Source organism: Micromonospora sp. WMMD1076, from assembly GCF_029581475.1.
Classification (GTDB): domain Bacteria; phylum Actinomycetota; class Actinomycetes; order Mycobacteriales; family Micromonosporaceae; genus Micromonospora; species Micromonospora aurantiaca.
This window is the reverse complement of the sequence record NZ_CP120862.1, coordinates 3752704-3777948: the sequence shown is the minus strand read 5'-3', so window position 1 is coordinate 3777948 and position 25245 is coordinate 3752704. Positions and strand designations below refer to the sequence as shown.

Below are 25245 nucleotides of genomic sequence, written 5' to 3'. Positions count from 1 at the left end.
CGCCCGGCCGCGGCGAGACCTCACTCGGTCGCGCCGAACGGGAACGTGTGCACGTACCGCATCGTCCAGCCACCTGGGGGCGCGTGGTCGTCGCGCTCGTAGAGGTGGTCGGCAATCCCCTCGGCCGGTTCCTTCGGATGACGCAGCACCCACCGGGGCGGCGGCGCGCCGTCCGGCCCGGCGGGCAGGTCCCGGGTCAGCTCGTCGGCCGGCCCGCCGACGAACCGTACGCGCACCACGGCCACCGCTGCCCTCCGTCCGTCGACGTCCTCGCCGCGAAGCTACCCCGCCGCGGTGCGGACCCTCGGCGGTTTGCACAGCTCCGGGGCCGGGTAGCGGGACCGGAGGGCACCGGACGAGGCGAGGAGTGGGCGATGAGGACGCTGGGCGGGCGGTACGAGCTCGAACAGCGGGCCGGCCTCGGTGGCATGTCGGAGGTGTGGCGCGCGCACGACCGTGTGCTGGACCGGACCGTCGCGGTGAAGCTCATCTCGCCCGCACTGGACGGCGACGCCGGCTCGGTGGACCGGATCCGGGCCGAGGCCCGTTCGGCGGCGCGGCTGGTGCACCCGAACGTCGCGAGCGTGCACGACTTCGGCACCGCGACGCTGCCGGACGGACGCCCGGTGCCGTACATCGTGATGGAGCTGGCCGAGGGCGAGACGCTCGCCGCGCACCTGCGCACCGGGCCGCTGGACTGGCGGATCGCGGTACGGGTCTGCGCCGAGGTGTGCGCCGCGCTCGCCGCCGCGCACGCGCACGACATCGTGCACCGGGACGTCAAGCCCGCGAACGTGATCCTCACCCCGTGCGGGGTGAAGGTGCTCGACTTCGGCATCGCCACTCCGGCCGGCGCACCGGACCACACTCCGGACGGCGTCGTCGTGGGCACCCCGGCGTACCTGGCGCCGGAGCAGCTCGACCGCCGGCCGGCCACCCCGGCCGCCGACATGTACGCCCTGGGCGTGCTGCTGTACTACTGCCTCACCGGCGAACTGCCGTACGAGGCCGGCAGCACCACCCAGCTGCTCGGGTCGCGCCGCCGCCGGCCGCCCCGCCCGCTGCCCGAGGTTCCCGGCCTGCCGGGCGAGGTGGCCGAGCTCGTCCGCCGCTGCCTCGACGCCGACCCGTGCGCCCGGCCGACCAGCCCGATGGCCGCGCTGCTGCTGGCCGAGGCCGTGGACGCCTGGGTCTACGTACCGATGACCGCGATGCTGCCCCGGCAGCGCGCGCCGCAGGTGTCGCCGTGGACCAGCCGGGCCGCCGCGGAGGTTACCGAGGCGATGGCCGTCGACGCCGCGCCCGGCGGCCGGATCGGCTGAGCGCTCCTACTGCCCGCCCGGGCACGGTTTCGCCGCTGCGGGTCCGGGAACGCGGTCCGGTGAGTGACGGGAGGAACGCGATGCCGGATCCGAGTTCCTGGCTGGCCGAGACGGCCACGGCGACCGCGGCGGGCGGTCACGTACGCACCGACGACGGCGGGCTCTCCTCCGCCCTGGCGTCCCCGCTGGCGCCGCACTGCACCGGTCTGACGCCGGAACAGCTCCTGGCCGCGGCGTTCGCCTCCTGCCTGCACCACGCGGCGGTGGAGGCGGCCGGGGAGATCACCGACGAGGCGCACACGGTGCAGGTGACCGCCGAGGCGAAGCTGGGCCGCGACGACGACGGCCGCTACCGGGCCGACGTGCACGCCGAGATCTCCTCGGCCGGACTGACCCGGGACCAGCTGGCCGACCTGGTCGCGTACGCCGACCGGCTCTGGCCGTTCTCCAGCGGAGATCCGAGCCGGCACCGGCTCACCGTGACCCCGGCGGAGAACGGCCGCCACTGAGCGGTCACCAGCGGAAGCCGGCGGTCACCGCGCGGTGGTCGCTGTCCGGGGTGCGCAGCACCCCGGCGGCGGTCGGCGTCAGTCCCCGGTAGAGGACGTGGTCGGGACGGGTGACCGGCAGCTCGGCCGGCCAGGTGAACCCGAATCCCTGCCCGGCCTCGGCCTGGGCGTCACCGAGCAGCCGGGTCAGCGGATCGAAGACCCGGTCGGTGGTGGCGGTGTTCAGGTCGCCGAGCACCACCAGCCGGTCGGCCGGGTCGGCACGCACGGCGTCGGCCAGCGCGGCGACTGTCTGGTCCCGGGTGGCGGTGTGCCCGGCCCGCGCGGAGCCGAGGTGGACCACGTACACGGTCAGGTCGCCCGGAGGCGCGGCGACCACGGCCCGCAGCGCGCGGTCCCAGCCCAGCCCGGTGTCCACGCCGTGCGCGTCGCGGATCGGCCACCGGCTCCACAGCACGACAGTCGACACCACCGCCCGGTGCGGGTAGCGCTCGGCCAGCACGGGCGCCACCCGGTCGCCGTCGGCGACCTCCTGGAGCCCGATCAGGTCCGGGGCGTCGCCGGTGAGCGCGCCGACGGTGGCGGCCGGGTCGGGGTTGCCCACGCGCAGGTTCTGGCTCACCACGCGGACCGCGGCGCCGTCCGCGCCGGCGGCCGGGGGCAGCCACGCGCGGCCGTACAGCCCGGCCCAGACCAGGGCCGGCAGCAGCACCGCCAGCAGCGCCGGCCGGGAGCGGCGCAGCAGCGCCGCGAGCGCGAGCAGCGGTACGGCGATCCCGAGCAGCGGGGTGACGCTGTCCACCAGGCTGCCCAGTCCGTGCACGTTCGGCACCAGCCGGTGCCCGGCCAGCAGCAGCGTGAGCAGCACGGCGCAGACGATGACGACGGCGCCACGCCGGCTGCGGGGGCCGGGCGGGCGCTCGTCGACCATCCGCTGCGTCACCGTCGGAATCGTATCGAGCGCCCGGCCCGCCGCGCGGTGGCCTCACCATGATCCGCGGTGCCCGGCCGGATCGCGAGGAGGTCGACCACGCGAAGGACCGCGTCGACCCGCTCGCGAAACGGCGCAGTCCCATCACTGTAGCCACGGGCGTTCGTCGTTGGCGCGAGCCGGGCTACCGTCTCCTCGGCCAGCTTCAGGGCCTCAGCGCGAGTCACACGGCACCCCCGGACAGCTCGAAGACGGCAATCCACGCAGCGGCCGTCGCCAGCAGTACCGCCGCCGCAAGAGTGAGACTCGCGACCAGGGCGACCACGACAGCCCGCACCACGCGGGCCATCACAGGCGGCCCCCGTCAAGCAGCGCGGCGAGCCGGACGAACGGGCGGGCGATCGTCGCGTAGCCCTCGGCAAGGGCCTCGTCGGCGAACGGACAGTCGACGACGCTCGCTTCGCGCAGGCGCTCGACCAGGGCGGCGGTAGCGGGCTTCGACACGGGGGCCTCCTTGGGCCGTTGTGGCTTGGACATCAAGCCAGTCGGCCAGCGCCACCCGAGGCGTTCAGGGCAAAACGAAGCCCGCCCTGGGCCCGTCTCCCACGGGGGAAGGAGACGGGCCCAGGGCGGGCGGCTCGGGGCAGGCTTGCGTCAGCCGGTGCGGCTCCGGTGCGCGGCCCAGGCGCCGGTCCATGCCGCCAGGTCGTGCACCCATCCGAGCGTGCTCCGTTCGGACTTGGCGGCCCACTTCGCGGCGTTCATGGCGGCGAAGGCGTCGAGCACATCGGGGCGAACGGAGGCCCACGCGGGGAACTGGCCTAGCCACTCTTCGGCCTGCGCGGGGGCGTGGCCGCTGCCGACCAGCCACTGTGTGAGCAAGGCCAGCTCGACCCACGCGGCAGCCTTGGTCGCCCACGCCCAGTCAACGATCCGTAGACCGCCCGCCGTCAGGATGAGATTGCTCGGGTTGATGTCTGAGTGCACAAACGCCCGGCCCTCCATCTCCGGCAGGGCGAACCCCAGGCGACCTGCTGGGGTGAACCAGGTCCCAGGCGGCGCGGGGGTCTCCTGAAGGGCCTTCAGGGTCACCCGAAGAAGGTCCAGGTCGGGACTGCCGGGGGACAAGTCGGGGTGGGGACCGTCCAGCAGTTCGGCCCCCACCAACAACCAGCCGTCGCACTCGAAGTGCCACAGGACGGCCGGTGGGAACCAGTCTGCCGCTCTGGTTGCCGCCAGCTCGTAGCGCAGCGTTTGAACGCTCAGCCCAGTTGAGGCGGCCTTGACGAAGACTCGGCCGGTCGAGCCGACGACAGTCGACGCGATCTCCGCATGGTTGCCAGTCGGAGCCGGGTACACGGCGACGATGCCGCCGACTCGCTCGGCTATCTCTGTCGTGGCCGCCTCCGGCAGAGCGGTCCATTCGCTGCGCATGGGTTACCTCTCGGGTTACTTGCCGCCGCCGGGCTGCGGCGGGTTGGGCGGGCAGCACGACTCCGCCTCGCCGTACCAGAATTCCATGTCCACCCGGTAGCCCGTCGCGTGCAGGGCCGTGAGGGTGAACGTCTTGGCGGTGCCATCCATCATCCCCTCGGTCAGGATGGGGATGTGGTGGACGAAGCCCCCGGCGATCTGCTCGCACGCCGAGGCGTACGGCACGGTGTGCTGCAACACGGAGTGCCACACCGCGTCGACCGGGAGGGTCGGCACGACGCGGCCGATCGACCCGTCCGGCAGCGGCATTCCGAAGTCCTCGTTCGTCACGTTGTCGGCGTGCGCCTTCAGGAAGATCAGGAACTGCTCGACGGCGCGCTCCGCGTACGTGCGGGTGACATGGGCGTCGGCGGCGAAGTAGTCGACCAGCTTGCCGAACGTCTCGGCGTCGACCAGGGTCCGGGGGTCGGCGGCGATCTTGCTCGACGTGTCTGCGGTGACAGTCACGACTTCTCCTTCAACCTGTGAGTGGCGGCGCGGCATTGGCTGCGCCGTACGCGGGGGAGCCGGCCCCCGCTCCGTAGCGGTCCTGTTCAGGGGTGCGGCGATCATGTGTGCGGCTACTCGCGGCGGACCCGGACGGAGGACCCCTCACCCGAGGTCGGCGGCGCGGGCTCACAACTTCCTAACCGACGACCGCCGAAACGGCCCCCACGCCACGAAGCGTTCGAACATCTCGGGCGGGCTCAGCCCGTCGTGCGGGTTCAGGTGATAGAGATCCCGCATCGCCTCGAACATCAGCCCGGCCAGGTAGATCGACAGGCCCGGCGGGTTGTTCTCGTACTCCACCCGCAGCAGTAGCCGGGCGTCCGGGCACGGCCACGGGTTGCCGCACGACCGGCACGCCCACACCGGACGCAGCGGCGTGTGCGGCGGGACCGTCTCGGTACGGTAGCGCGGCCGGTCCGGCGTGGGGCCGGTGGACGGGAACGGCAGCATGGACGAGATCACCACCGGCCCCCGTTCGCCCGGTACATCTGGGCCGGTGTCAGGTTGCCGGCGCGGCCCGGACACGTGGTCGGAAAGAGATCGGTCGGGGCGGTCGCCCACGCCGGGCGCTGCGGTACCGGACGCGGGCCGGGCTTCGGCGAATCGGGGTCACGGTGCCAGAACCGAAGTCGCATGGTGGTGTCTCCTTCGCGGTGGCCTCATGTGGGGCCGCTCCGCTCACCCTCGGAGCGGCCCCGGTACGCACACGACCGCCGGGCTATTCGCCTCCACCGGCCGCGCCGTCTACAGGGGCACCCTGCCGAGGGTTGCCGTCCAAACACACTCCGTAAGACAATGTCTTCCGCCCGGTCCGCTTGCGCGCGTCGGGGGAGGGTTCAAGGATCTTCCGCAGCTCGACCACCGTCGGCAGGTCCAGCACTTCAGGGAACGGCGTAAGGGCACGGCCCTTGCCGTCCCGCTGGACCACGCCGCCGACCTTGATGCGGCCGAGAATGTGATTCCCGGTGAGCGCCTGCCGCAGCGTCACCCGCGACCATTCGGGAGCGCGGCGCGGCCTCACGCCGTGCATGTTCATCCATCGAACCGTGCGGCTCAGCGTGTGCCCGCCGAGGGATGCGCGAGGCGCAGACTTTCAGAGCGTCAACCTCGTTGTCGATCCGGGCGGGTCGGTGGACCGCCGCCGGGCGGGGACGGCCGACCAGGGCACCCTCGGCCGAACGGTGGAATCCGGACCGGGCCACCGCAGGCCGCGCCGAGCATCCGTTTCACACCGCCGAAACCGACATAAGCGTTCTTCCGGGTACGCGCGATTAGCGGTCTTCATGATCCGCCACCCCTGATGTCACCCGCGAATCCGGCAGATTGTGGCGCATGCCACCAATCACCCCGATGGCAAAGGCCCGGAAGCTTTCTAGCCTCGGCGGGTGCAGCCCGACCACCCCGATCATCAGCCGTTGCCCGCCAACCGCCCGGTTCGCCGAACGATTGACCCGGCATCAGCCGAACGGAGGGTGGGGCGTCACCGCGCCCCGGAACCGCCACGACGCGGCCCGGCCCGGTCCGTACCCGGCCGGATCGCGGTGGCCACCGGCGTCACCTGCTGCCTCGGCCTGATCGGCGTGGCAGGCGTCGCCGAGACCGGCCCGGCGCACCCGGAGGTACGCGAGGCGGTCGCCGACCGGGCCGCCGCCGACCAGCGCGCCTCCCGCGACGTCACCCGGGTCGCGCCACCGGCCGCCGCGGCCCTGCCGCCGCCGGCTCCCACGCCCAGCGCCACGGCGACGAAGAAGCCGCCGCGCAAGCCCGTGCTGCCCAAGCGCCCCCGGCCGGTCGCCGGCCTGGACCAGCGGCAGATGGACAACGCCAAGGCCATCGTCGACGTGGGGCGGGAGATGAAGATGCCCCGCCGGGCCCTGGTCGTCGCAGTGGCCACCGCCATGCAGGAGAGCAACCTCTACAACCTGGCCAGCGACGTGCTGCCGGAGTCCTTCGACCACCCGCACCAGGGCAGCGGCTCCGACCACGACTCGGTCGGGCTGTTCCAGCAGCGGCCCAGCAGCGGCTGGGGCACAGTCGCCCAGCTCATGCGGCCGGCGTACGCGGCCCGGGCCTTCTACGCCGCGCTGCGCGAGGTGCCGGGCTGGGAGGACATGAGCGTGACCGCCGCCGCCCAGGCGGTGCAGGTGTCCGCCTACCCCGACGCGTACGCCCGGCACGAGAAGCGCGCCACGACTGTCGTGTCGGCGCTGGTCTGACCCGGCGCCGGTCAGGCGGCGCTGCGCCCGGCGCCACCGGGCCGTACGCTCGCCGCGGCCGTGGGGGTGTCCACCGCCACCCGCTCGCCACGCGCGCCGGCCAGGATCTCGTCGACCCGGGACTCCCGTCGGCGACGCGCCAGCAGGGCCGCCTCGAACTCGCGGCGCGCCCGCACGGCCTCGGCGTACGCCTCCTCCCGCAACCGGCGGGCCTCCTCGCGTGCGGCCTCCAGCTCGGCGCGGGCCTGCGCCAGCAGCTCGGCGGCCTCCCGTTCGGCGGCGGACGGGTGGGACGCGGCCGTCTCGACCGGCGCGGTACGGCGATGCAGGAAGTCGCACAGGTGCGCGGCGTCCGACCGGATCTGGTCCCACTCCCGGCCGGCCCCGGCAGCGCCCTCCGCACGCGCCGCCAGCCGGCCCAGCCGCAGGCTCAGCTCGTCCAGGCAGGCGTCGACCTGCCGCCTGTCGTAGCCGGTCTCCACCACCGAGAACCTCATGCGTCGCCCCCCAGGCAGCCGGTGTGCGTCCCCACCTGCCGATCCTGCGGTCCCCGCGCTCCCGGGCGCGGCCGTTCCCACAAAATGTTCAGGATGCGGAGGCCCGGACTTCCCGCCCCTACGGGTGCTTCGGGAGCACGACCACCCGTCCGAAGAACTCGTCGATCCGGCGTACCACGTCGTTGAAGTCGTCCAGGTCGATCGGCTTGGTCACGTACGCGTTGGCCTGCAGCGTGTAGCTGCTGACCACGTCGGTGTCGGCGTTGGAGGTGGTGAGCACGACGATCGGGATGGTCCGCAGGCTCTCGTCACCCTTGACCTCGCCGAGCACCTGCCGCCCGTCCATCCGGGGCATGTTCAGGTCGAGCAGGATCACGTCCGGGCGCTGCGCCTCGGTGTGCCGGCCCTCGCGGCGGAGGAACTCCATCGCCTCCTGGCCGTCGGCGACCACGTCGATGACCTTGTCGACGTCGGAGTCGGCCAGCGCCTCCTCGATCATCAGGACGTCACCCGGATCGTCGTCCACCACCAGGATGCGAACGGGGCTGGGGCTGGTCTGACCCATCGGTTTACCTGCTTCGTGGTGAGGAGGGCGTCCGGCCGCACGGCCGGCTGCTGGCGGGGAAATGTACCGGATCAGGAGGCGGCCGGCGCGGTCGGGTCGACCGTGTCGCGGTCGTGGTGGAGCACCTCGGCCAGCCCGGTCACCTGCAGCACCCGGGCCACCCGGCCGGTCGCCCCGGTGAGCCGCAGCCAGCCGCCGTCGGCGGCGACGAGGTTGTCCCCCCTGACGAACGCCGCGATGCCGGTGGAGTCGCAGAACGTCAGTTCGGTGAGGTCGAGCAGCAGCTCGCGGTGCCCCTCGGCGATCAGCCGGTCGATCGCCGAGCTCAGCTCTCCGGCCGTGCCGAGGTCGAGTTCGCCGGCCAGCCGGAGGCGGACACCGCCCCCGTCCCGCTGGGCGTACGTGACGGTGAACGTCACAGCGGCCCCTCTCGCTCCCACCGCAGGCGAACCCTTGCAGTGGTGCAAGTATATGCGACGGCCGGCCCGGCGCCCGTCAGCGGCCCGCCGCCGACAGTCCGCCCACCAGAGCCCGGCCCCGGTCGAGGAAGGCAGCGGCGCGCGGGAAGTCGCGTAGCTGCTGTCCATAGTGCTCCAGCGTCAGCCGGACCGCGCCCGCCGGCACCCCGCGGCCGACCAGGATCTCCACCAGCCACTCGACGAACCCGGTGAACAGCGTCGCGTCGTCCACGTAGAGCGCGGCGGCCAGGAAGTCCACGATGTAGCCGAGGTCGCTGATCGTGGAGTCGAGCTGCGCCGGGGTGTAGCCGGCCGTCGACGGCACCCGCTCGCGCAGGTCGGCCAGGGCGCTGTCGATCAGCTCGCCGCGCCGTTTGACCAGGCTGACGTACTCGTCGTCGGCCAGGTGGTCCAGCCGCGCGGGCGGCGTCTCGCGCAGCGCCCGCTCGTCGGCCACCAGGTCCGCCGCGGCCGGCGCGTCGGGCGCCCACGGCACACCGAGCACGCGGGCCCAGCGGCCGTCGTCGCCGAAGCCCCGGCCACCGACCACCACCGGCACGTCGGAGCGGCGGCACGCCTCCACCATCCGGTGGGCGTGCGGCAGCCGCATCGGCAGCGCGCAGGCCAGCGCCACCGCGTCGGCGTCGTAGCGGTGCAGGTAGGACACCAGGTGCGCGGCCGGGACGCTGGCGCCGAGGAAGACCACCTGCCAGCCGCGCAGCCGCAGCACCTCGGCCACCAGCCGGGCCGGCAGCGCGTGCCACTCGCCGTCCATGCAGGCCATCACGATCCGCCCGCGGGTCGGGCGGGGATCGGCGTGCGCGGCCACAGCTGCCACCACCCGCTCGCTGATGTGGGTGGCGGCGTGCTCCTGGGCGACGCTCCACTCGTTGCGGGCCCAGCGTTCGCCCACCTCGGCCTGGGCCGGGGCGATCAGGTCCAGCAGCACCCGCTCGGCCGGCACGCCCGCCTCCAGCAGACCGCGGGCCACCGCCACGGCGGCGGACTCGTCGGCGTCGGCCAGGCACTCCAGGTAGCGGGGGAAGGCGTGGCCCGGGCCGGCCTCGACGGTCGGCACGGTCACGCGGACAACTCCCTCGTCGGTTCGGTCACGGCCGGTTCCGGCACCGCGTGCAGGTGCCGCGGCGCCCGCCCGTCCGGGCCGGTGGCCCGCAACGCCAGCACCGCGATGTCGTCGTGGTCGCCGTGCGCGAGCCAGTCGCAGGTCACCTGCTCGACCCGCTCGGCGAGCGCCGGCGCGGGCATCCGGTGGCAGCCGGTCACCGCGTGGAGCAGCCGCTCGGCGCCGAACTGCTCGTCGCCGCGCCGGCCGCCGCGCGCCTCGGTCACCCCGTCGCTGTAGAACAGGCAGGTCTCCCCCGGCGCCAGGTGCACCGTCACCTCGCCGATCCGGGGATCGGGCACCACGCCGATCAGCATGCCGCGCAACGGCACCACCTCGACCTCGCCGGACTCCCGCAGCACCAGCGGCGGCAGATGCCCGCCGCCGGCCAGGGTCAGCGTCAGGCCGCCGTCGCGGTGCGGCCGGGCCACGCCGAGCACCACGGTGGCGAACCGGCCCTGCCCGTGCGCCTGCGTGGTCTCCAGCAGCGCGTCGTTCAGCAGCTTCAGCAGCCGCCCCGGCTGGGTCTCGACCCGGTGCAACGCCTGGAGGCACTGGCGCAGCTGGCCGGTGAACACGGCCGCCTCCACGCCCTTGCCCGACACGTCGCCGAGGAAGAAGACCGAGCCGCCGTCGGCGAGCCGGTGCGAGCCGTAGAAGTCACCGCCGATGCGCAGACCGGCCTGCGCCGGCCGGTACGCGGTGCCCCACTGCACGCCCGTCGCCGAGGCCGGCTCGACCGGCAGCAGGCTGGCCTGCAACGTGTCGGCGACCTCGGCCTGGTCGCGGTAGAGCATGGCGGTGGTCAGCGCCGCGCCGGCCCGGGCCGCGAACGCGCGGACCAGGTCCACGTCGGCCTCGTCGTACCAGCGGTCGGCACGCCGGGCCACCAGCAGCGCACCGGCCGGCGCCTCCCGGCCGGGCAGCGGCACCACCCGGGCCGTGGCGCCGGAGGTGTCCAGGCCGGGCAGCCAGCCCGCCTCGGCGGCCTGCTCGACCAGCCAGTCCAGCTCGTGCGGCTCGGCGCCGGCCAGGCCGGCCTCGATGGCCGCGGGGAGCGCCGTGGCGGGCAGCACCCCGCTGTCCACCACCGGCGGCCGGTCGTCCGCGCGTACCGCCCGCCACCAGCGGGCCCGGCCGGAACGGGGGGCGAGGACCAGGACCGCCACGTCGGCCGCCGTGGGCACGGCCAGGCGCACCACCGCGGCGGCGGCCCGGTCCGGGTGCAGCGGGTTGCCGAGCTTCTCGCCGACCACGGCGAGGAACGCCGAGCGGGCCCGCTCGGCCAGCAGCGCGTCGGCCCGGCTGACGATCTCGGTGACGTCGTCGACGTACCAGCAGCGCCGGCGGTGGGACAACGCGACCGGGCGCACGCGCAGCCGCCGCCCGTGGTGGGTGAACTCGGCCGGCCCGTCGCCGCGCAGCGGGGCCGGGCCGGCGGCGGCCAGCACCTCGCCGGGCGTCACCTCGGGGATGAGCCGCTCCGCGACCGGGCTCACGTGCTGGACGACGCCGTCGGCGCCGCACACGACCAGGCCCTCACGGAAGTGCTCGACCACCTCGGACCAGTTCGGGACGGTGAGGTCACGGTCGGCGGCCAGCGGCGGCAGGGCGGACGGCACTGGCGCGGCGGCGGACCATGCGGGAGCCCGTGCGGTGCTCGGCGTGGAGATCCGTCCGTCGCCCGGGTCGGCACCCCTGACGTCGGCAGCAGTCACCAGCTGAGCCCCACTCTCCTCGTCGAACCCGGAGGCCCCGGACCGGCGCCTGTGGTCACGTCTCACCGCCCACCCTACGCCGGTATGCCGGGACCGCCACCCCACGGCGCTGCGGCCCGCTCGCGCGTCCAGCGAGGTGATGCCGCTGTTGTTACGATCCTGTCAACACCGGCCTGACCGGCACCCCCGCGGAAAGGCGTGACGTGGTTCCTCAACGGAGAAGGCCCGAGGCGAGCCCGCTGAGCATCTCCGTGGATCGTTCCGACCCGGCCGTTCCGGTGGTGGCCGTCGGCGGCGACCTGGCGTACGCCACGGCGGGTCCGCTGCGCGCCGAGATCGACCGGCTGCTCGCCGCGCGTCCGGTGACGCTGGTGTTCGACTTCGGCGACCTGCGGTTCATGGACAGCACCGGCCTGTCCGTGATCGTGCACGCCTGGCGGGAGGGCCAGCACGCGGGCACCGCCATCGAGCTGCGCGCGGTCCCGCGCTTCCTGGAGACCATCCTCGACCTGACCGGCGTCACCGGCCTGCTCGACCGCTCGCCGGTCGACGACGCGCCGGGCCTGTCCGCGCCGGGTTCGACAGCGTTCGCGTGACCCCGGGGGTTTCCCGGCGGTGCCCGGCTGGGAACATGGACACGTGCCCTCCCAGATGTTGACCATCGAGGTGGACCGGCTCGACGCGGTTCCGCGCGGGTGCGGCTGGCCGGAGAGCTGGACTTCGACACCGCGCCGGAACTCGTCGAAACCGCGGCCGGACTGCGCCGCGACGGTCACCAGGAGCTGGAACTCGACTTCGCCGGGGTGGGCCTATGCGACTCCTCCGGCCTCAGCGCGCTCGTGGTGATCCACCGGGCCGGCACCGGGGCGATCCGCCTGCTGAACCTGAACCCGCAGGTGCGGCACCTGCTGGACCGCACCGGCCTGGCCGAGTTGCTGGCCGCCCCGCCGCAGGAGCTGACCGGCGGCGCCCGCGAGGCGGGCTGACCCGGCCGGCGGTGCCCGCGAGACGGGCTGGACGCCGGGCGGACAGGGGTGGCCCCCGACCCTGGGACCAGGGGCCGGGGGCCGGGAGGATGGCTCAGGCGGCGGGCGCGGCCTGCCGGTGCGGCGCCTCGTCGCGCGACTGCCCCGCGACTGGAGGCTCGACGTCCTCCGGCGCGCCGGAATCGGGCGTCTGGAACAGATAACGGACGAAGTCCCCGCTCATGTCGTCGTCGTCCGCTCCGGGCCACTGCCCGACACAGTCGACGCCGACCACCTCGCGTCCGCTGCCGTCGTGGTGCTCCAGCAGGGCCCAGAGGGTCACGGGGTAGGAGCGGGTGTCGTCCGGGCCGATCCGCCAACGGGCGTACCAGCCGGGACGGGCGGGGACGATCTCCACGATCCGTTTCATGTCGACCTGCCCTTCCGCGTGCATCGGAAGTTGTCCGGTCCGTCCGAGCCTGCCGCCCGCCGGGGTGAGCGCTCCTCACCCGCAGCGAATGAAGCGTCCGCCGGGCGGTCCGCCGTTACCTTCCCGGCAGCGCCGGGAACGCGGTCGGCGACAAGCGCAACCGACCCAGGAACGAGGTGCGACGATGCGCAAGCAGATGGAGGGCGACAACCAGCGCCGCCGGGCCCTGGCCCGCGAGGCCCGCGAACGAGGGCTGCGGCCGAGCCAGATCGGCGCCAGCCTGAGCGCGTCCAAGCAGGTCACCTCGCTGGACCAGCACGACCGGTCCGGCCCGCCGCCGGCCGGACGGCACAAGCCGGACACCACCCGGGGTGGCCCGGCGCCGCCGCCGGTCGCCGTCGCGGCGCGTCCGCGCCCGCTGCCGGACCCGGCGCCGGCACCCGGGGTCTCGATGGGCTACCGGGATCTCGTCGACGACGTGAGCCGGCGCGCCGGGGTGGACTTCTCCGCGGCCAAGGTCGCGGCGGAGGCCACCGTGCTGGCCCTGGCCCGGTCGCTGGACGAGGCGGAACGGGAGCGGCTGCTGGAGGCGGTGCCGCTGACCCTGCACGACGTGGTGCCGGTGCACGGCCTGGAACGCCGCCGCGACCTGCCCGGCTTCCTGGCCGAGGTCGGCCGGTACAGCCGCCTCACCCCGGAGCAGGCCCGCTACCAGGCCGAGGCGACGCTCGCCGCGCTCGCCGAGGCCGACGCGGACCTGGTCGAGTCGCTGCGCGTACCCGACGAGTTGCGTGACCTGCTCGGGCCGACCGACTTCGGCGGCGGCCTGGTGGGCGCGTCCTCGGCCACCGCGCCGCTGACCGAGGCGGAGCTGCGCGACGCGCTCGCGACGCTGCCCTACTGGTCCAGCGACAGGCGCTCGCTCGTGCGCACGATCGAGCTGCCCGGCGGCAACCTGGACCGGGTGCTCGACCGGCTGGACCGGCTCAAGTCCGATGTCGGACGGTCGCCGCAGATCGGGCGGCCGGACCCGGACAACGCCGTGCTGACGGTCCGGACCCAGCAGGTCGACGGCGTGACGGCTGCGGACGTGGACCTCGCGCACCGGGTGGACGCGGCAGTCGACGAGGCCGGCGCCGGGATGGCGGCCGGCTGACCCGGCGGCGGAACGGCCCCGGTCCCGGGCGGGCCGGGGCCGCCCGTGGCCGCGCGGTACCGTGTCCCGCCGTGGATCACGACGACACCGAGACCCTGGAGATCGTGGTGGACCCGGCCCGCCCGTCCGGGCGCACGCTGCTGGCCGACGGGGTCGAGCAGTCGTACGTGGACGTGGCCGACGCCCGGTACCTGCACTTCGAGTACGTGCGGCGGATCGCCGCCGCGATCGACCTGGCCGCCCCGCGTGGCGCGGCGCTGACCGCCCTGCACCTCGGCGGCGGCGCGCTCACGCTGCCGCGCTGGCTCGCGAGCACCCGGCCCGGTTCGGCGCAGCGGGTGATCGAGCGCGATCCGGGCGTGGTCGAGCTGGTCCGGCGGAGGCTGCCGCGGCTGCCGCCGGAGGTGGTGGTGGCGCTCGGCGACGCCCGGGAGGCGGTCGCCGACGAGCCGGCCGGGGCGTACGACGTGGTGGTGGCCGACGTGTACCGGGCGGCCCGGATGCCGCCGCAGGTGGCGGCGGTCGAGTTCGCGGCGCGGGTGGCCCGGGTGCTGCGCCCGGACGGCCTCTACCTGCTCAACCTCACCGACCTGCCGCCGCTGGCGCACACCCGGGCGCAGGTGGCGACGCTGCGCGCGGTGTTCGCCGACGTCTGCCTGGTCGCCGACCGGCGGATGCTGCGCGGGCGCCGCTACGGCAACGTGGTGCTCGCCGCCACACCCACGGCGGGCCGGATCCCGGTGGTTCGGCTCGCCACCCGCGTCGCCGCCGATCCGATGCCCGGAACGGTGCTGCACGCCGCGACGCTCGACGCGTTCGCCGCGGGCGCCCACCCGGTCACCGACGCCGACCTGGGCTGAGCCGGGTTTTCGTACCTCCAGCGCGGGTAGCCGCGCCGGATGAGCGCCGCCGACGATCGGTCCACCGCGCGCCGGACGCTGATCGTGATCGGTCTGGTCCTCGCCACCGGGGTCGGGCTGGCGCTGGTCTGGGCCACCCGGCGGGTGCTGGTGTGGGGACTGGTGGCGGTGTTCTTCGCGGTCGCCCTCAAACCGCTCGTGGACCGTCTCGAACGGCGGGTACGCCGCCGCGCGCTCGCCACGCTGCTGGTGTTCCTGGCCGCGTTCGCGCTGTTCGCCGCCGTCGGCGCGCTGATCGTGGTGCCGCTGGTGGACGAGGTGGGCCGGTTCGCCGACCGGGCGCCGGAGCTGGTACGCGAGGCACAGGCCGGGCGGGGACCGCTCGGGCGGCTGCTGGACCGCTTCCACCTGCTCCGGTACGCCGAACCCGGTCAGCTCCGCCGGTACGGCGCCCGGCTCGGCGACCCGACCGTCGGGGTGGTCCGCAGCGTGGCCCAGGCGGTCGCCGCGCTGGTCACCGTGGTGGTGCTGGCGTACCTGATGGTCCTGGAGGCGCCGAAGATCGTGGCCGCCACGCTGCGGCTCACCGGCGACGGCGCGGGGGCGCGGCTGCGGCGGATCGGGCGCGACTCGTCCCGGATCGTCACCGGCTACCTGAGCGGCAACCTGCTGATCAGCGTGATCTGCGGCGGTCTGACGTTCGTCGTGCTGTTCCTGCTCGATGTGCCGTTCGCCGCGGTGATCGCGCTGACGGTCGCCGTGTTCGACCTGATCCCGCTCGTCGGCGCCACGCTCGGCGCGCTCGCCGCGGCCGGCGCGGCGTTCCTGCACTCCCCCACCGCCGGCCTCGTCGTGCTGGTCTTCTTCGTGGTCTACCAGCAGGTGGAGAATCATCTGCTGCAACCGGTCATCATGGCCCGCGCGGTGCGGTTGAACCCGTTGACGGTCCTGGTCAGCGTGCTGCTGTCGGTCGAGCTGGCCGGGCTGGTGGGGGCGCTGCTGGCGATCCCGGCCGCCGGGATCGTCCAGGTGCTGCTGCGCGAGTTCGCAGCCGCCGGGCGCCAGGCCCTGCCGCGGCCCGCCGACGGCGAACCGGCCGAGCCGCCCGGCACAGGTCCGGCCGGTAGTGCCAGAGCGCCGGAACGGCCGCCGGCCGGCGGGTGAGAGCCGGCCGGCGGGTGCGTGCGGCGATCAGCGGCGGCGGGCCAGCTCCGGTGACTCGCTCTCCAGCGGCACCGCGTTCGCCGGGACCAGGCCGAGCTGCACGGCGGGCCGGGGCAGCGTCGCGTCGAGCGCCCAGTCCGCCGCGACCCGGGGACGGTTGCCCGGCATGGCCAGCAGGTGGTACCCGCGGGTGACGGCCTTGGCGGGCAGCCCGGCCAGCGGCACCTTCAGCGGGTTCGCCGCCGCGTCCTTACCGCCCAGGTCCACCACCCAGCCCAGGTCGTGGTGCTTGTACGACTTGCGCACGCCCTGCCCGTACGAGGCGGCGATGTTGTGCGCGGCCAGCTTGCCCTGCCGCTGGGCGTGCTGCGCGGTCATCGCGCACACCTGCCCGGGGCGGGTCGGGTCGGGCACGGCGGCGGCGTCGCCGCAGGCGAACACCTCCGGGTAGCCGGGCACGTTGAGGAACTCGTCTACTACCAGCCGGCCCTTCTCGGTGCGCAGCCCCAGCTCGGCCACGAACGGGTCGGGGCGTACGCCGACGCACCAGATGAGGCTGCACGTCGGGACGTACTCGCCGTCGGTGAGCATCACCCCGTCCGGGGTCGCCTCGGCGACCGAGGTGCCCATCCGCACGTCCACGCCGCGCTTGCGAAGCACCCGGTCGGCGGTGACCGACATGCGCCGGTCCAGTTCGGGCAGCACGCGGGGCGCCACGTCCAGCAGCATCCAGCGCGGCCGGACGTTCAGATGCGGGCGCTGGGCCACCAGCCGGTCGGTGAACAGCTGCCCGTGCGCGGCCACCTCCGTACCGGTGTAGCCGGCGCCGACCACGACGAACGTGGTGCGGGCCCGCTGCTCGGCCGGGTCGTCGGTCAGCTCCGCCAGCTCGATCTGCCGGACCACGTGGTCGTGCAGGTACAGCGCCTCGGGCAGCCCGCGGAAACCGTGGGCGTACTCGGTCACGCCGGGGATGGGCAGCAGCTTGTTGACGCTGCCGACGCAGAGCACCAGCCGGTCGTACGCGAGCTGCCCGTTGTCGCCCTCGACCGAGCGGTAGCCGACCCACCGGTTCTGCAGGTCGACCCGGTCCGCCTCGCCGACCACCACGCGGACGCCGTCGAGCGTGCCGGCGAGCGGCACGGCGATCCGGGTCGGCTCCACCACGCCGGCCGCAACCTCGGGCAGCAGCGGCAGGTAGAGGAAGTAGTCCGTCGTGTTCAGCAGGACGATCTCGGCCCGGTCGCGGGCCAGTCGGCGCAACGTCTTGGCCGCGTGGTACCCGGCGAACCCGGCCCCCACGATCACCACCCGTGGTTTCGTCATGCCTGCTGCCGTTCCCGGGCAGACCTGCGACAAACGTACTCATGATTCATCCATCAGCGCCTATATGGACATTCCTCGTGACCGGCGCGAGGATGCCGGGATGGGAAACCACGAGACCGCCGAGGGTCGGCCCACGAGGTCCAGCCGGCGTACCTTCTCACCGCCTCCGCCGCGGCCACCGCCGCCGTCGCCACCCCGCTCACCGCCGCCCCGGCCGCCGCCGCGACCGGCGCTCCCCCCGGGCCGGGCCGTCCGGCCCGGCCGCGAGCTGACCGCGCTGCTGCGCGAGATCGACAGCCGCCGGATCGAGGCCGTCGTGCGCCGGCTCGCCGCGTTCGGCACCCGCCATACCCTGTCCAGCCAGACAGATCCGGTACGCGGCATCGGCGCCGCCCGCGACTGGATCCACGCCCAGCTCTCCGGGTACGCGGCCGCGTCCGGCGGCCGGATGAGCGTCGAACTGCAGTCGTACGTGCAGCAGCCCGCCTCCCGCATCCCCGTCCCGACCACCATCACCAACGTGGTGGCGACCCTGCGCGGCGACGTCACGCCCGAGCGGGTGTACGTCATCACCGGCCACTACGACTCCCGGGCGACCGACGTGATGGACGCGGTCAGCGACGCGCCCGGCGCCGACGACGACGCCTCCGGCGTGGCGGTGGTGACGGAGCTGGCCCGGGTGCTGTCGACCCGCCGCACCGAGGCGACCATCGTCCTCGCCGCCGTCGCCGCCGAGGAGCAGGGACTGTACGGCTCGGCGTACCTGGCGTCGCAGCTGAAGGCGGCCGGCGTGGACGTCCAGGCCATGTTCGGCAACGACATCGTCGGGTCCAGCACCGCCGACGACGGCACCCGCGACCCGCGTACCGTGCGGTTGTTCGCCGAGGGCGTGCCGACCGCCGAGACCCCGGCCGAGGCGAGCGTCCGGCAGTCCGTCGGCGGCGAGAACGACTCGCCGTCGCGGCAGCTCGCCCGGTTCGTCACCGACGTGGCCGAGAACTCCGCCACCGGCATGGACGTGCGCGTCATCTACCGGCGGGACCGCTACCTGCGCGGCAGCGACCACATCTCGTTCCTGCGCGAGGGCTGGCCGGCGGGCCGGTTCACCGAGCCCAACGAGGACTTCGCCCACCAGCACCAGGACGTGCGCGTCGTCGACGGGGTGCAGTACGGCGACCTGCCCGAGTTCTGCGACTTCGGCTACATCACCCGGGTGGCGCGGGTGAACGCCGCGACGCTGTGGTCGCTGGCCCAGGCGCCGGGTACGCCCAGGGGCGTCACCGTGGTGACCACGAACCTGACCAACGACACCACGCTGCGGTGGCAGCGCGGCCCCGAGCCGGACCTCGCCGGGTACGAGGTGGTGTGGCGGGAGACCACCGCCGACCAGTGGCAGAAGGTGCTGCCGGTCGGCGACGTCACCAAGGTGACGATCGACCTGTCCAAGGACAACGTGTTCTTCGGCGTGCGGGCGGTGGACCGGGACGGGCACCGCAGCCCGGTCGCCTTCCCGAAGCCCGGTAGCTGAGGCCGGCCGGTCACCGCCCCGGCACCCGGTCCACCCCGTCCGGGGCGGTGATCGCCCAGCGTTCGTGGTCGCGCCACGCGCCGTCGATGAACAGGTAGTCCGGCGAGAACCCCTCCAGCCGGAAGCCGAGCCGGCGCGCCAGCCGCTTCGACGGCTCGTTGCCGGGCTGGATGTTCGCCTCCAGCCGGTGCAGACCGAGCGGCCCGAACGCGTACTCGATCACCAGCCGCACCCCGGCCGAGGCGTGCCCGGTGCCCGCGTACGGGCGGAACGCCGCGTATCCGAGGTAACCGCCACGCAGTGCGCCGAGCACGATGCCGCTGATGTTCGCGTATCCGGCGATCTCCCCGGTGGCCCGGTCGCAGAGCAGGAACCCGGAGCTGTCCCGCGCTCGGATCTTGCGCAGGTACGCCGCGTACCGCTGCGCGTCATCGGGCGCGGACAGCCACGGATGGTGCAGGTCGCGGCTGCGCCGGGCGGCGGCGACGAACTCCGCCTCGTCGGCCGGACGGGGACGGCGGATGGCGACGCGTCCGTCACTGCGCAGATATCGCACAGCCCCACTCTCGGACACCGCCCCCAGCCCACCCCACCCGGGGTGCACTCTCCCGAAGGTCCTTCGCAGATCTTGGTACGAAACGGCCCCCATGAGGGCCCTTTCGTACCAAGATCTCCCCCGGGCATCCGACTCTCACGCGATCTTGCACTTGATGCCCGCGAGATGTCCGCTTTACATGGGTTCAGCGGGGACCAAAGTGCAAGATCGCGCGGTGGTGCAGTCCGCCCGGGCGACGGGGTGACGGGTTTGGTGGTTTGTGTCCGGTTCGGTTCCGGGGCGTGGGTGTGGTCGGTGCCATCGTGAGGGTGGAATCGGTGGCGGGCGCGGGGCGTTGTACGTGGCTGACCGCCCAGGCACCAGGGTCGAGCGCCGGACACCGGCCGGCCCGGCGCCCCGGCAGGTCGGGGAATCGGCCCGGCCCGGTCGTCGTTACATCCCCGAGCGACGGGCATCCCGCCGTCCCCGGGAATGGCCCCGGCCCGCCCGTCGTTACACCCCCGAGCCGCGGAGCAGGCCCTCCCAGCCGCCCGCGCGCCAGCCCCTTTGACGGGCACCCCCCGAGACTTTTCCCCTCCGTGGCACCCCCGCCGCGGCTATCCCTCACTTCAGGGAGGCAACCATCATGGCTACCACTCTGCTGCGTAAGACCGTTCTGACCGCTGTCGGTATCGCCGCCACCGCCGGAGGCATCGCCGGCCCCGCGATCGCGGCCCACGCCGCCCCCACCACCACGAGCGTGGTGGCCGACCGCAAGGGCCACGGCGAGCGGGAACTGGACGTGCGCTACGAGGCCCAGCCCAACTTCTACTTCTGCGGCCCCGCCGCCGCCCGCAACGCCCTGTCCGTGCAGGGCAAGAACATCGACGTGCACGCCATGGCCCGCGAAATGGGCACCACCGAGGCCGGCACCAACAGCATCAACGACATCACCCCCGTGCTGAACAAGGAAACCGGCGCCAGCAACGCCTACAAGTCGGTCGAGATCAGCACCCCCAAGGCCGACGACAAGCAGACCGACACCCTGCGCACCGACGTGGTCAAGACCGTCGACGCCGGCCGGGCCGTGGTCGCCAACATCGCCGGCACCGCCACCGACACCGACGGCACCACCCACTCCTTCGAAGGCGGCCACTACATCAGCGTCATCGGCTACCGCGACAACGGCAACACCGTCACCATCGCCGACAGCGCCGACCCCACCACCGCCACCTACCGCATGACCATCGACAACCTCGCCGACTGGATCGCCACCCGCGGCTACAGCACCAACTAAGAACACCACCCCACCGCACACACGGCTGCACAGCAAGAACAAGGCCAGCGGCCAGAGCAAACACATGGCGGACCAGAGCAAGATGGCGTGAAGCAACACGCGAAAGGGCCCGACCCCACCAGGGGGTCGGGCCCTTTCGCGCATATCCAACGGCTGCCTGCCGGTCACCTCGCCGTCACGCCGGTGTCGTCACCCGGACGGCTCGCTCCACCACGCTGGGTCGCGCCGGATCGTCCGGGCGAGCGCGAAGGAGCAGCAGTGGCAGCCGAGGAGGCGACGCACCGCCCACCGACCACCCACCGCCCACCCGCGACGAGCCGCCCCGACGTGAGCGTGGTCGTGCCTGTCTACGACACGCTGCGCTACCTGCGGTCCTGCCTCGACTCGGTGCTGCGGCAGACGATCGGGCCGGGCCGGATGGAGATCGTGGCGGTGGACGACGGGTCCGCCGACGGCAGCGGCCGCCTGCTGGACCGGTACGCCGCGAAGCACCCCGGCACGGTGCGGGTGGTCCACCAGCCCAACTCCGGTGGCCCGGCGTCGCCCTGCAACCGGGGACTGGACCTGGCCACCGGCCGGTACGTGTTCTTCCTCGGCTCGGACGACCGGCTCGGCCCGGAGGCCCTGGAACGTCTGGTCGCCGCAGCCGACCGGTACGGCTCGGACGTGGTGCTCGGCAAGGTGGTCGGGGTCAACGGCCGGCACGTGTTCGCCGACGTGTTCGCCGACGGCAACGCGGTCGACGTGAGCCTGTTCGACTCGGCGCTGCCCTGGTCGCTGGCGAACACGAAGCTGTTCCGGCGCGACCTCGTGGACCGGCTCGGGCTGCGGTTCCCGGAGGACATGCCGGTGCTCAGCGACCAGCCGTTCACGCTCGCCGCCTGCTACCACGCCCGGCGGATCTCGGTGCTCGCCGACTACGACCACTACCACGCGGTACGGCGGCTGGACGCCCGCAACATCACGTACCACAGCCGGGTCGAGCAGCGCCTGGTCAGCGTGGAGCGGCTGTTCGCGTACGTGGCCGACCTGATCCCCGCGGGGGCGCGCCGGGACGCGGTGTTGCGCCGCCACGTCGGGCTGGAGCTGGCGAACCTCGTCGGCGACGACTTCCGGCACCTGGACCGGGCCGCGCAGGAGCGGGTGCACGCGACGGTCGGCCGCCTGGTGCGGCGGCACGTCACCGACGGTCTGCGGGACCGGCTCGGCATCGAGGCCCGGCTGCGCCTGGGCGCGGTGACCGCGGGCGGGGTCGACGACCTGCTGGCGGTGATCGAGCAGGACAGCGGCCGGGGCGTGCCGGCGACGGTGTTCGCCGGTGACCGCTGGCACGCGGGCTACCCGGGTGCCCCGGCGCGGTGGACCGACGTCACCGACGTGCGCGCCGACTGGCTGGCGCGGCTGGACACCGTCGACGTGAGCTGGGTCGACGGGCACACGTTGACGGTGACGACGCGCAGCCCGTACCCCCGCTTCGCCACGGAGGCCGGGCCGGTGCGGATGCTGGCCGGTCCGGTCGTGGGCGCCACCCGCATGGACGCCGCCGATCCGACCGGCCGCACGCTCCGCACGGACTTCGCGCTCGACCGGCTCCTGGCCGCAAGCTCCGCCAGCGGGCAGCGCCATCCGGTCCGCGCCGAGCTGGACGGCGGTCACGGACGCGGCGGTGCCGCGGTGCGCGCGCCCCGGCTCGCCGCCGGACGGCCCCGGCTGGTGCGGCACGGCGCCCGGCTGTACGGGGTGGCGGCGACTGTCGACCCGCGCAACGGTCAGCTCGTCCTGTCGGTGGTGCCGGTGACGGCCGGGCAGCTCATCGGGCGGCTGCGCCGGCGCGGCCGGCGCGTCGCGGCCGGAGCGCAGGTGTCAGGGCGCGGCCCGGAAGCCCTGCTCGGCCGGCATGGGCACCTGGAGGTACGTGGTGCCGCGCAGGTCCAGCCAGGCCCGCTGCGGCGCGCGGACCAGGCGCACCATCACCGCGGTGCAGGCGGGGCAGCGCCCGACCAGGCCAGGGGCGTGCGAGTAGACGTGCAGCCCGGCCATCGGGCCGGTCGTCCCGCAGGTGTCGCAGCGCCCGGTGGTGGCGCTCAGGTCGACGGCGAACAGCTCGCGCAGCGGCCCGTCGAGCATGTTGCCGTCCAGGTAGGACAGGTCGGTCATACGCCCTCCTCGGGTTCTCAGCCGGTCGGGCCGAACCGTTCGGTCCGCACGCGCCGGGTCGGGTGACCCAGCCCCACCAGCAGGTCGGCCACGGTCTCCACGAATCCGGTGGGGCCGCACACGTAGCACAGCGGCTCCAGGTCGGGCGGCCAGCCGTGGCTGTTCACGTCGGCCAGGCCGATCCGGTGCGGCTCGCCGCGCCAGCCCTCGGGCGCGGACCGGGTGTAGACGTACGCGACGTCGAGGCCCTGGTCGTCGCGGGCGCGGCGGCGCAGCTCGTCGGCGTAGACGACGTCGTCCGGGGTGCGCACCGAGTAGACGAGCCGGAACGGCGTACGGCTGCCCGCGGCGCGGCGCGCGCGGATCATCGCCATCAGCGGCACCACGCCGGACCCGCCGCCCACGAGCAGCACCGGCGCGGTGTCGTCGGTACGCCAGACGAACCAGCCGCCGACCGGGCCGCGTACCTCCAGCGGGTCGCCCTCGGCGTAGGTGCCGGTCAGGTACGGCGACACCTCACCGTCGGGTACCCGCTGCACCGTCACAGCGATCCGCTCGCCGTCGGCGGGACCGGCCAGCGAGTACGACCGGGCGGCCTGGTAGCCGTCCTCGGCGGTGAGGCGCAGGTCGACGTGCTGCCCGGGCAGGTGTCCGGGCCAGCCGGGCACGTCCAGCACGAGTGTCTGCGCGGTGGGCGTCTCGATCCGCCGCTCGACCAGCCGGGCCACCCGCCACATCAGCGGCGCGACGCGGCGGCCCTCGGCCTGCGCCGTCACCTCAGTCGCCCTGGTAGCGCTGCTCGCGCCACGGGTCGCCGTAGTCGTGGTAGCCGGCGGTCTCCCAGAAGCCGGGCCGGTCGTCGGCGAGCAGCCGGATGCCGTGCACCCACTTGGCCGACTTCCACAGGTACAGGTGCGGTACGAGCAGCCGCGCCGGTCCGCCGTGCTCGGCCGGCAGCGGCCCCCCGTCGTACGTGTGCACCACCCAGGCCCGCCCGCCGCGCAGGTCGTCCAGCGGCAGGTTGGTGGTGTAGCCGCCGTAGGAGTGCGCCAGCGCGTACCGGGCGCTCGTGCCGACGCCGTCGAGCAGTGTGTCCAGGGAGACGCCCTGCCAGGTGGTGCCGAGCTTGGACCAGCGGGTGACGCAGTGCAGGTCCACAGTCGGGGTGTCCTGCGGCAGACCCATCAGCTCGTCCCAGGACCAACGGTACTCCGCGCCGGTCTCGCCGGTCAGCACGAACTCCCAGGTGTCCAGCGGCACGCGCGGCGTCGGGCCCGCGGAGAGCACGGGGAAGTCCTCGGTGAGGTACTGCCCCGGCGGCAGGTCGGGCGCGGACGAACGGGGCCGGCCCTGGAAGCCGGGCGAGACGATTCCCACCCGTCAGTCGTACCACCGTCGGTCCCGCCGGGGCAGGTGTTCCGGCCGAGTCAGGCGGAGCCTCCGCCCTGCACCTCGTGCACGACTGTGCGCTTGCCGTCGCCGCTGTCGCGGGTGGCCCGCAGGCTGGTGATGGTGACGATCACCAGGACACCGATGATCACGCCGAGCGAGGCTAGCGTCGGGATCTCCGGTACGCCCTCCCAGATGCCGTGCGCCCAGTGCAGGCCGAGCTTGACGCCGATGAACGCCAGGATGGCGGCCAGGCCGTAGCTGAGGTGCACGAGCCGGCTCAGCGCGGCGTGCAGCACGAAGTAGAGCGCCCGCAGACCCAGCAGCGCGAAGGCGTTGGTGGCGAAGACCAGGTACGGGTCCTCGGTGATGCCGTAGACGGCCGGCACCGAGTCGACGGCGAACACGATGTCCGTGGCCAGCACGGCGACCACGACGAGCGCGAACGGGGTGAGCGCCCGCCGGCCGGCCTGCCGGATCGTCATCCGGGTGCCGTGGTAGTCGTCGACCACCGGCATGATCTTGCGGAGCAGGCGTACCGACCGCATCTTGTTGATGTCGACCTCCTGCTCGTGCCCGGAGAGGGCGTCGCGCAGCAGCTTGACCGCGGTGGCGATCAGGATGAGCGCGAACAGCAGGAAGGCGAAGTCGAGCGTCTGGAGCGCGGCGGCGCCGAGCGCGATGAACACACCGCGCAGCACCAGGGCGCCCGCGATGCCGTAGAGCAGCACCCGCTGGGCGAGTACGGCGGGCACCGCGAACGCGGCCAGCAGCAGCATGAACACGAACAGGTTGTCGACCGAGAGGGACTTCTCGACCAGGTAACCGGTGAGGTACTCGATGCCCTGCTGGCTGCCGTAGCGGGACCAGATCCAGGCGCCGAAGGCCAGCGGCAGGGCGATGTAGAAGGCCGACCAGCCCAGCGCCTCACGGATCGAGACCTCGTGCGGCTTTCTGGTGACCAGGAAGTCGAGCACCAGCAGGACGAGCACGCCGACGATCGTCACGGCCCACAGCGTGGGCGTGCCGACAGACGACAACCCGGCCGCGGCCAGGGGCGACAATTCGGGCATGGAGCCTCCTCGAACACCGTGTCATGTTCGAGGTCTCCTTCAC

The 25245-nt window shown here is 73.8% G+C and carries 28 protein-coding genes and 2 pseudogenes; 11 read left to right on the top strand and 19 right to left on the bottom strand.

From position 1 onward, the window contains the following. Positions 1-20: 20 nt before the first annotated feature. Positions 21-245, bottom strand: coding sequence for a hypothetical protein (locus O7622_RS17930; protein ID WP_282309312.1), 225 nt, complete (start codon positions 243-245; stop codon positions 21-23). A gap of 129 nt (positions 246-374) precedes the next feature. On the opposite strand from O7622_RS17930, the gene O7622_RS17925 reads away from it, so the two are divergent. Both O7622_RS17925 and O7622_RS17920 read left to right on the top strand, forming a co-directional pair. Next, on the top strand, positions 375-1322 hold the full coding sequence (locus O7622_RS17925) for a serine/threonine-protein kinase (protein ID WP_282309311.1): 948 nt from the start codon (positions 375-377) through the stop codon (positions 1320-1322). Between the two features lie 80 nt (positions 1323-1402). Continuing rightward, entirely contained in the window at positions 1403-1831 is a 429-nt protein-coding gene (locus O7622_RS17920; protein ID WP_013285994.1) for an OsmC family protein, read from the top strand. A 4-nt stretch (positions 1832-1835) separates the two neighbouring features. Here the strand turns inward: O7622_RS17920 and O7622_RS17915 are convergent, their stop codons facing one another. The 6 genes and pseudogenes from O7622_RS17915 to O7622_RS17890 form a co-directional block, all read right to left on the bottom strand. Continuing rightward, positions 1836-2774, bottom strand: coding sequence for an endonuclease/exonuclease/phosphatase family protein (locus tag O7622_RS17915; protein ID WP_282309310.1), 939 nt, complete (start codon positions 2772-2774; stop codon positions 1836-1838). Positions 2775-3110: 336 nt separating this feature from the next. Then, positions 3111-3266: a hypothetical protein gene (locus O7622_RS17910; RefSeq protein WP_282309309.1), complete on the bottom strand. Its 156-nt coding sequence runs from the start codon at positions 3264-3266 to the stop codon at positions 3111-3113. Between the two features lie 150 nt (positions 3267-3416). Continuing rightward, positions 3417-4196 carry a phosphotransferase gene (locus tag O7622_RS17905; protein ID WP_282309308.1) on the bottom strand — a complete coding sequence of 260 codons (780 nt, stop codon included), beginning with the start codon at positions 4194-4196 and terminating at the stop codon, positions 3417-3419. A 15-nt stretch (positions 4197-4211) separates the two neighbouring features. Further along, complete coding sequence (locus O7622_RS17900; RefSeq protein ID WP_282309307.1) at positions 4212-4703, bottom strand: hypothetical protein; 492 nt, start codon at positions 4701-4703, stop codon at positions 4212-4214. A gap of 168 nt (positions 4704-4871) precedes the next feature. After that, complete coding sequence (locus O7622_RS17895; protein WP_282314169.1) at positions 4872-5195, bottom strand: hypothetical protein; 324 nt, start codon at positions 5193-5195, stop codon at positions 4872-4874. 268 nt (positions 5196-5463) lie between these two features. Continuing rightward, a pseudogene (locus tag O7622_RS17890) lies at positions 5464-5805 on the bottom strand (hypothetical protein); the annotation flags it as partial. 412 nt (positions 5806-6217) lie between these two features. Here O7622_RS17890 and O7622_RS17885 point away from each other — a divergent pair. Further along, on the top strand, positions 6218-6961 hold the full coding sequence (locus O7622_RS17885; RefSeq protein WP_282309305.1) for a hypothetical protein: 744 nt from the start codon (positions 6218-6220) through the stop codon (positions 6959-6961). A gap of 11 nt (positions 6962-6972) precedes the next feature. Here O7622_RS17885 and O7622_RS17880 read toward each other — a convergent pair whose 3' ends face one another. The 5 genes from O7622_RS17880 to O7622_RS17860 form a co-directional block, all read right to left on the bottom strand. After that, positions 6973-7458: an ATPase gene (locus O7622_RS17880; protein WP_282309304.1), complete on the bottom strand. Its 486-nt coding sequence runs from the start codon at positions 7456-7458 to the stop codon at positions 6973-6975. A gap of 118 nt (positions 7459-7576) precedes the next feature. Then, positions 7577-8023 (bottom strand): response regulator, encoded by a 447-nt coding sequence (locus tag O7622_RS17875; RefSeq protein WP_013285990.1) that lies wholly within the window; start codon positions 8021-8023, stop codon positions 7577-7579. A gap of 71 nt (positions 8024-8094) precedes the next feature. Beyond that, on the bottom strand, positions 8095-8442 hold the full coding sequence (locus O7622_RS17870) for an STAS domain-containing protein (RefSeq protein WP_282309303.1): 348 nt from the start codon (positions 8440-8442) through the stop codon (positions 8095-8097). Positions 8443-8518: 76 nt separating this feature from the next. Then, positions 8519-9565 (bottom strand): cobalamin-dependent protein, encoded by a 1047-nt coding sequence (locus O7622_RS17865; RefSeq protein ID WP_282309302.1) that lies wholly within the window; start codon positions 9563-9565, stop codon positions 8519-8521. Beyond that, on the bottom strand, positions 9562-11322 hold the full coding sequence (locus tag O7622_RS17860) for a PP2C family protein-serine/threonine phosphatase (RefSeq protein ID WP_282309301.1): 1761 nt from the start codon (positions 11320-11322) through the stop codon (positions 9562-9564). Before O7622_RS17860 ends, O7622_RS17865 begins: the two co-directional genes overlap by 4 nt. Before the next feature lie 251 nt (positions 11323-11573). Between O7622_RS17860 and O7622_RS17855 the strand changes: the two genes are divergently transcribed. Then, entirely contained in the window at positions 11574-11918 is a 345-nt protein-coding gene (locus O7622_RS17855; RefSeq protein ID WP_282309300.1) for an STAS domain-containing protein, read from the top strand. A gap of 99 nt (positions 11919-12017) precedes the next feature. Then, positions 12018-12308 (top strand): STAS domain-containing protein, encoded by a 291-nt coding sequence (locus tag O7622_RS17850; RefSeq protein WP_282309299.1) that lies wholly within the window; start codon positions 12018-12020, stop codon positions 12306-12308. A 94-nt stretch (positions 12309-12402) separates the two neighbouring features. On the opposite strand, the gene O7622_RS17845 is transcribed toward O7622_RS17850, so the two are convergent. Next, positions 12403-12717, bottom strand: coding sequence for a hypothetical protein (locus O7622_RS17845; RefSeq protein WP_282309298.1), 315 nt, complete (start codon positions 12715-12717; stop codon positions 12403-12405). 184 nt (positions 12718-12901) lie between these two features. Here O7622_RS17845 and O7622_RS17840 point away from each other — a divergent pair, with 184 nt between their 5' ends. The 3 genes from O7622_RS17840 to O7622_RS17830 all read left to right on the top strand — a co-directional run bounded on the left by O7622_RS17840 (position 12902) and on the right by O7622_RS17830 (position 15897). Continuing rightward, a complete protein-coding gene (locus tag O7622_RS17840) occupies positions 12902-13873 on the top strand; it encodes a DUF2267 domain-containing protein (protein WP_282309297.1) in 972 nt (323 codons plus the stop codon). Positions 13874-13944: 71 nt separating this feature from the next. After that, the gene (locus O7622_RS17835) at positions 13945-14733 is read left to right on the top strand and encodes a fused MFS/spermidine synthase (protein ID WP_282309296.1); all 789 of its coding nucleotides are present in this window, start codon (positions 13945-13947) and stop codon (positions 14731-14733) included. 39 nt (positions 14734-14772) lie between these two features. Further along, positions 14773-15897, top strand: a complete 1125-nt coding sequence (locus O7622_RS17830; protein WP_282309295.1) for an AI-2E family transporter — start codon at positions 14773-14775, stop codon at positions 15895-15897. A 27-nt stretch (positions 15898-15924) separates the two neighbouring features. On the opposite strand, the gene O7622_RS17825 is transcribed toward O7622_RS17830, so the two are convergent. Next, positions 15925-17223 (bottom strand): NAD(P)/FAD-dependent oxidoreductase, encoded by a 1299-nt coding sequence (locus O7622_RS17825; RefSeq protein WP_282309294.1) that lies wholly within the window; start codon positions 17221-17223, stop codon positions 15925-15927. Positions 17224-17323: 100 nt separating this feature from the next. Between O7622_RS17825 and O7622_RS17820 the strand changes: the two genes are divergently transcribed. Further along, positions 17324-18751 carry a M20/M25/M40 family metallo-hydrolase gene (locus O7622_RS17820; protein WP_282309293.1) on the top strand — a complete coding sequence of 476 codons (1428 nt, stop codon included), beginning with the start codon at positions 17324-17326 and terminating at the stop codon, positions 18749-18751. Between the two features lie 10 nt (positions 18752-18761). On the opposite strand, the gene O7622_RS17815 is transcribed toward O7622_RS17820, so the two are convergent. Beyond that, positions 18762-19307, bottom strand: a complete 546-nt coding sequence (locus tag O7622_RS17815; RefSeq protein WP_282309292.1) for a GNAT family protein — start codon at positions 19305-19307, stop codon at positions 18762-18764. 625 nt (positions 19308-19932) lie between these two features. On the opposite strand from O7622_RS17815, the gene O7622_RS17810 reads away from it, so the two are divergent. After that, positions 19933-20583, top strand: a complete 651-nt coding sequence (locus tag O7622_RS17810; RefSeq protein WP_282309291.1) for a C39 family peptidase — start codon at positions 19933-19935, stop codon at positions 20581-20583. Positions 20584-20841: 258 nt separating this feature from the next. After that, a pseudogene (locus tag O7622_RS17805) lies at positions 20842-22416 on the top strand (glycosyltransferase family 2 protein); the annotation flags it as partial. Positions 22417-22446: 30 nt separating this feature from the next. On the opposite strand, the gene O7622_RS17800 reads toward O7622_RS17805, so the two are convergent. The 4 genes from O7622_RS17800 to O7622_RS17785 are packed head-to-tail and all read right to left on the bottom strand — an operon-like array spanning position 22447 to position 25202. Further along, positions 22447-22740: a DUF6510 family protein gene (locus tag O7622_RS17800; RefSeq protein ID WP_348774081.1), complete on the bottom strand. Its 294-nt coding sequence runs from the start codon at positions 22738-22740 to the stop codon at positions 22447-22449. A gap of 17 nt (positions 22741-22757) precedes the next feature. Further along, on the bottom strand, positions 22758-23477 hold the full coding sequence (locus tag O7622_RS17795) for a ferredoxin reductase (RefSeq protein ID WP_282314167.1): 720 nt from the start codon (positions 23475-23477) through the stop codon (positions 22758-22760). A gap of 40 nt (positions 23478-23517) precedes the next feature. Beyond that, entirely contained in the window at positions 23518-24117 is a 600-nt protein-coding gene (locus O7622_RS17790; protein WP_282309290.1) for a sulfite oxidase-like oxidoreductase, read from the bottom strand. Positions 24118-24167: 50 nt separating this feature from the next. Further along, a complete protein-coding gene (locus O7622_RS17785) occupies positions 24168-25202 on the bottom strand; it encodes a TerC/Alx family metal homeostasis membrane protein (protein ID WP_282309289.1) in 1035 nt (344 codons plus the stop codon). Between the last annotated feature and the right edge of the window lie 43 nt (positions 25203-25245).